2 protein-coding genes are annotated in these 1,356 nt (G+C 46.5%); one reads left to right on the plus strand and one right to left on the minus strand.

Going from position 1 to position 1,356, the window contains the following annotated elements:
- Window positions 1-768, plus strand: a 768-nt coding sequence (locus tag R8O70_RS25330; RefSeq protein ID WP_318184471.1) for a DUF3541 domain-containing protein, incomplete at its 5' end; no start/stop codon positions are given.
- Between the two features lie 109 nt (window positions 769-877).
- Here the strand turns inward: R8O70_RS25330 and R8O70_RS25335 are convergent.
- A partial coding sequence (locus tag R8O70_RS25335) for a nucleoside transporter C-terminal domain-containing protein (RefSeq protein WP_318184472.1) occupies window positions 878-1,356 on the minus strand: 479 nt, incomplete at its 5' end.

The raw sequence follows: 1,356 nt of genomic DNA on the forward strand, positions 1-1,356 counted from the left end.
TACCAAGAAAAAGAGGACGAACGCAGCCAACGTCGTTATACCGTAACAAAACATCACCCTGAGTATTTGTATCTTGGCGTCGATTTACTCGGCGCGATGGCGAGAGCAGATGAGTACGGCTTAAAGCACCAACAAGATAAAACACTGCGAGAAATCATTCGTCGTTACGATTTTACTCGCTACGCCACCGATAAAGAGATGATTGAAGCATGGGCGGCGCAGTTGGCAAATCAGGTCTATTGGCTGCGTCAACTGGGTGAACAAGATGTGGTGAACGCGTTCATTGAAGCATTCCGAGCGACCTACCCCGACGACAATGATAAAAAGCTCTCTGCTCAGCAATACGGCAACAAAATCTATGGCATGACGCACATCATCTTTGCCGACTCTCAGTATTATCAAAAGCGCGTGAATGAAGCGGATCATCAATGGATTTATGATTACTTCCGCGACAACATCGACACGATTTTATTGCGTGCAAAAGAAGACATCATTGCCGAAGTAGGTATTTCATTTTTACTGGCTGGCCTTGACCACGATCCCGTCGTTGAGAAAACACGCCAAGCGATTCGAGATGCCATCAGCACCGAACAAGGGATGATCCCATCCGTTGATGGTGACTTTGATCTAAAGTATGGGGAACATCGCAATGTGCTCGCGATTATGCTTTTAGATTGGAAAGGTGTGCACAAGGCACCAACATATCAAGCGCACCCGAAAGTATTCAAATCGATCCCTTATGGGTTAGTACCTAAATCCCCCAAATAACATCGAATAAACATGGTTCGGGAATGCTCTTACACTGACTCACACGACGTTCCCAACACCATAAAAAAACCCGCCACATCGGCGGGTTTTCATTTATTGCTCAATCATATTAAAGCGAGATAAAGATACCTGCTAGACATGCGCTCATTAGGTTCGCTAGCGTACCAGCCGCTACCGCTTTAAGACCCATGCTTGCTACATCTTTACGACGTTCAGGTGCCATCACACCGATAGAACCTAGCTGAATCGCAATCGAACCGATGTTCGCGAAACCACATAGAGCGAATGTGATGATCACTTGAGTGTGCTCAGACAGTGTCGCTTTGTGCTGCACGAAGTCGATGAACGCCACAAATTCGTTCATTACAACTTTCTGACCAATGTAAGAACCAGCCGCTAGGATCTCGTGGCTTGGCACACCAATCAACCATGCTAGTGGTGCAAATAGGTAACCCAAAATCGCTTGCAGTGTTACACCAGCAAAACCAAACATTTCACCTAGGTTTTCTAGGCCTGTGTTCACCATCGCAATCACACTCACAAAAGCAATCAGCATAGTACCGACAGCCACTGCGACTTTCATACCGC

The organism is Vibrio sp. 779(2023) (assembly GCF_033344285.1).
Taxonomy (GTDB): domain Bacteria; phylum Pseudomonadota; class Gammaproteobacteria; order Enterobacterales; family Vibrionaceae; genus Vibrio; species Vibrio alginolyticus.